Below are 4122 nucleotides of genomic sequence, written 5' to 3'. Positions count from 1 at the left end.
GCGCCGCGATCTGATCGAGCGGATCGAGCAGGCCTCGGGGCTCCCCGTCGAGCACGTCGTGGTCGACCTCGAGAGCGAGGGCCTCCCGTTCGCCGTCACCCTGGTCGTCGCCAACCGCACCGCGAGCCGCGACGAGATGGTCGAGCACCTCAAGTCCAAGGCGCAGAACGGCGATCGCCTGTTCATCGCCGTCGTCCCGCAGGAGGGTGGCGAGGGCGTCGCGGTCCGCCGCGCCCGCCAGCGACTCGCCCAGCTGACCGACCGCGTCCGCGCGAACGGTCTCCTGTGCGCGGGCATGATCGGCGATCCCGATCCGTACACGGCCACCATGAACGCGCTGCAGTTCTTCCGGGTCGACGACATCGTCATCTCCACCCTCCCCGCGACCCGTTCCGGGTGGCTGCGTGCCGACCTGATCGGACGGGTGCGCAAGGCCAGCAACAAGCCCGTCGAGCACATCGAAGCGCAGGCGTCCGCGACCGCCGCGGCCTGAGCCCTCCGCCCACCGAGCCAGAGACGAGACGACACTGATGGAAGCAGCCGCGATTCCGGCCCCCGGGCACGGCCACGAGGATCACCACCACGGGCCGCCGCCGGCGAACCGCAGCTCCCGCGCCGAGCCGGGCATGCTCGGCATGCTGCTGTTCATCATCTCGGAGATCATGATCTTCGGGGCCTTCTTCACGGCCTACTTCTTCATCCGGGTCGTGCAGGACCAGCCGTGGATGCCCGAAGGCAACGAGCTCCCGGTCGCGATCGCGGGTGTCAACACCGCGATCCTCCTCAGCTCGTCGCTGACGCTGCACTGGGCGGAGACGGGCCTGAAGAACGGCAACCGGTTCGCCTTCAAGGCCGGCATGCTGACGACCTTCCTCCTCGGCCTGACCTTCCTCTTCATCCAGGTCAACGAGTACGTGCACATCGGGTTCGCCCCGCACGATCACGCGCAGGGCTCGGTCTTCTACGGCCTGACCGGCCTGCACGGCGCGCACGTCTTCATCGGCCTGCTGCTGCTCGGCATCGTCACGCTGCGGGCCTTCAAGGGCCACTTCAGCGCCGACGACCATCGCGGCGTCGAGATACCCGGGATCTACTGGCACTTCGTCGACGTCATGTGGATCATCGTGTACACCACGATCTACATCGTCTGACGCGGACTCCCCGGCGATGAACCCGCTGAAGTCGGAGGACGCCGCGTTCCGGTTCCTCCTGATGGTCGCCGTCGTCGCGGCGACCATCATCGCGATCGTCCTGCTCCTCAGGGCCCTGTAGGAGCCCGTTCGGGCGGTAGCGCCTTGCGGGGCGCCCTCCCCCGCTGCGATGCGCCTGCTCCTCGCCGGGAAGGCTACGTGACGGACGCGGAGGCGACCCCGGCGGCGGACGCGGGCCTCCTGCGGTCGACGCGGGCCTCCTGCGGTCGACGCGGGCCTCCTGCGGTCGACGCGGGGCTCCAGCGGCGGACGCGGGGCCCGCAGCGCCGAACCCGGCGCGCTGCATGCACGCCACCGGCCCGTCTGCGGGGCGGCCCGGCTCACACGTGACGCCGTGCGCACCAACCAGTCCACCGCGCGGCCGGCTCCCGGCCCCTGCGGCCGGCTCCCGGCCCCCTGCGGCCACTCACGGCCCCTGCGGCCGCGCACGAGCCGCTCGGCGCTCAGCGCGCCACCGGTCCGGGCGGAGACACACCACCCGACGCGGCGACCGCGGGCGCCGCCGTGCTGCCGCTGCGCGCCCTGCCTCGACTACTTGACGGTGAGCGTGCCCACCATGCCGGCTTCCTGATGCCCAGGAACCGCGCAGTAGTACGTGTACTCGCCGGGCTCGAAGTCGGCGGTGAACTTGGAGTCACCCTCGGTGACGACGGGCGACTCGCCCTTGCCGTCGATGACGATGTTGTGCGGGACGCCGGACTCGTTGGGCATGTTGATCTCGAGCGTGCCCGCCGGGGCCTCCGCCTTGCTGTTGACGAAGATCAACTGCCCGCCCGGGTCGGCGGGGATCGTCAGGACGCCGTTCTCCGCGACGGCCGGCTCGTCGGAGCCGGCCTTCTCGACCGCGCTGCCCAGGAGGCCCTCGTCCTCTCCTCCGCGGGCCGCGACGTCCGCGACGTAGGCGGCGATGTCTCGCGCGCCCTCGTCGTCGACGAGGTCCGCGGGCATCGCACTGCCCTCACGCGGGTCCAGGATCTGGCGGTAGACCACGCCGCGGATCGCGTCCCGTCCGAAGCCGTCCTTGATGGACTGCCGGAACGCCTCGTCGAGGTTCGGACCCGTCACGCCCTTGGTGTCGGCACGGCCGAGGATGTGGCAGGAGCCGCATTTGGCGACGAACAACTGCTTCCCGGCGATCTGATCATCGCCATCGTTGTTGACCGAGCAGCCGCTGAAGGCGGTGGCCGCGAGCGCGACGCCGACGATCATGGCCGGGCGCAGGGCGCGCGGGAACGAGACCCTTGAGTTCACGGGGGGCACTCTATCCGGCGGGGGTGGACGGAATCCACCTCGAAGCGCGCGGCGTCCACCGCAGTCGCATGCGGTTCCGGGGCCTCGCGCGATAGAGTCACGCCCACGATGAGCCAGCGTTATCGACTCCGGACACCGTCCACCGGGCGGGAGATCTTCCTCGAGGCAGAGCCGAACACCGTCTACCGCGACCGCGAGACCGGTGAGGAGCTCGAGGTCGTCGGGAAGGTCCTCCCTGTCGCGCCGTCGAAGTCGAACCTCCCCTGGGCCGTCGAGTACCTCCGCTTCTGCCCCTGGTGCGACCAGCTCGCCCAGCGCGACCTCAACGACTGCCCCACCTGCGGCCGGCGGATGGCTCCGGCCGCGTGAGATCGTGATGTCTCGTCGGCTTGCCGCTGGTCTGCTCGCTGTGATCGCCTCCGTGGCGCTCGCGGCGTGTGGCGGGAGCAACCAGGTCGGCGATGTGGTCCCGCGGGAGACGCCCGAGCTGACGCCGCCCGGCGGCGGCACGGCGACGCTCCCGGCCACGTCCGGCGGGTCCGCGACGACCACGGCCACGACCACGACCACGACCTCCACGGCCGACACGACGGCATCGGGAAGCAGCGGCACGCCCGCCCCGACCACCGGGGGAAGCACCGCGACGCCGGCACCCGCTGCGACACCGGCCCCGCAGAGCAGCAGCGGCGGTACGGCCGCCCCGCAGACCGGCGACAGCACCGGGGGCACGACCACCGGCGGCGGCACCGGCGAGGCCGGTGGCTTCAGCGACTTCTGCACGCAGAACCCCGGCGCCTGCAACAACTAGCGGCGTCTGCCGCGAGCCCGGCCCCACGGGAGCGCGCGGCTAGCGGACGGCCAGTCGACCGCCGCGAGCGGGCGCGAAGGTGATCGCCCGGCGCGTCGTGGCCTCGTCGTCCCTCGTCGAGGGCACGAGGGAGGCGTCTCGCAGGATGGCCTGAAGGACGATCCGCATCTCGTACAGCGCGAAGCTGGCGCCCAAGCACCGGCGGACACCGCCACCGAACGGGATCCATTCGTAGGTCCCCGGGGTCCGGCCGACGAACCGCTCCGGCCGGAAGGCCGTCGGATCGGGATAGAGGTCGGCCCGCCGGTGCAGCAGGTAGATCGAAGGCGCGATGTGCACCCCCGCCGGCAGATCCCACCCTCCGTAGGTCATCGGCCGCTGGAGTCGGCGCACCACCGCGGGCACGACGGGTCGGAGTCGAAGGGTCTCCCTGATGACCGCGTCGAGATAGGCATCCCCGCCCCCACGTCGCTCGTCCTCGAGCCGTTCGAGGACGTGTGGATGGCGGACGATCCGCTCGAGGGTCCACGCCAGGGCCGTCGCGGTCGTCTCGTGACCGGCCACCAGCAGCGTCATGAGCTCGTCGCGGAGCTCGTCGTCCGTCAATCCCCGACCGGACTCGTCACGAGCGGCCACGAGCATCGAGAAGATGTCGTCCCGCTCCGCCGACTGCGGGTCGCGCCGGCGGTCGGCGATCTCCTCGCGCAGCAGCACGTCCGCCGCGTCGCGGGCCGCGAAGAAGCGCCGCCAGGGGCTCAGGCGGCCTCTGCGTCCCTGCGTGAGCCCGAGGGCGACGACGTTGCGACGGGTTCCGACCAGGTCCAGCACCTGGCGCAACGGCGCTGCCACGCG

Annotated in this window: 5 protein-coding genes and 1 pseudogene; 4 read left to right on the top strand and 2 right to left on the bottom strand. The window is 71.5% G+C overall.

The genetic code is table 11. The features are described from left to right. Together ABYE80_RS17860 and ABYE80_RS17855 are read left to right on the top strand one after the other, a co-directional pair. Positions 1 to 493, top strand: a pseudogene (locus ABYE80_RS17860) (hypothetical protein); the annotation flags it as partial. A 37-nt stretch (positions 494 to 530) separates the two neighbouring features. Then, positions 531 to 1151 (top strand): heme-copper oxidase subunit III, encoded by a 621-nt coding sequence (locus ABYE80_RS17855; protein ID WP_372791658.1) that lies wholly within the window; start codon positions 531 to 533, stop codon positions 1149 to 1151. 591 nt (positions 1152 to 1742) lie between these two features. Here ABYE80_RS17855 and ABYE80_RS17850 read toward each other — a convergent pair. After that, positions 1743 to 2462, bottom strand: a complete 720-nt coding sequence (locus tag ABYE80_RS17850) for a plastocyanin/azurin family copper-binding protein (RefSeq protein WP_372791657.1) — start codon at positions 2460 to 2462, stop codon at positions 1743 to 1745. Positions 2463 to 2570: 108 nt separating this feature from the next. Between ABYE80_RS17850 and ABYE80_RS17845 the strand changes: the two genes are divergently transcribed. Together ABYE80_RS17845 and ABYE80_RS17840 are read left to right on the top strand one after the other, a co-directional pair. After that, positions 2571 to 2831, top strand: a complete 261-nt coding sequence (locus ABYE80_RS17845; protein ID WP_372791656.1) for a hypothetical protein — start codon at positions 2571 to 2573, stop codon at positions 2829 to 2831. A 40-nt stretch (positions 2832 to 2871) separates the two neighbouring features. Then, complete coding sequence (locus ABYE80_RS17840) at positions 2872 to 3270, top strand: hypothetical protein (RefSeq protein WP_372791655.1); 399 nt, start codon at positions 2872 to 2874, stop codon at positions 3268 to 3270. A 39-nt stretch (positions 3271 to 3309) separates the two neighbouring features. Here the strand turns inward: ABYE80_RS17840 and ABYE80_RS17835 are convergent. Further along, the coding region (locus ABYE80_RS17835) for a cytochrome P450 (protein WP_372791654.1) at positions 3310 to 4122 on the bottom strand (813 nt) is incomplete at its 5' end.

It is taken from the genome of Paraconexibacter sp., assembly GCF_041602235.1.
GTDB lineage: Bacteria > Actinomycetota > Thermoleophilia > Solirubrobacterales > Solirubrobacteraceae > Paraconexibacter.
This window is presented reverse-complemented; position numbering and strand designations above follow the sequence as displayed.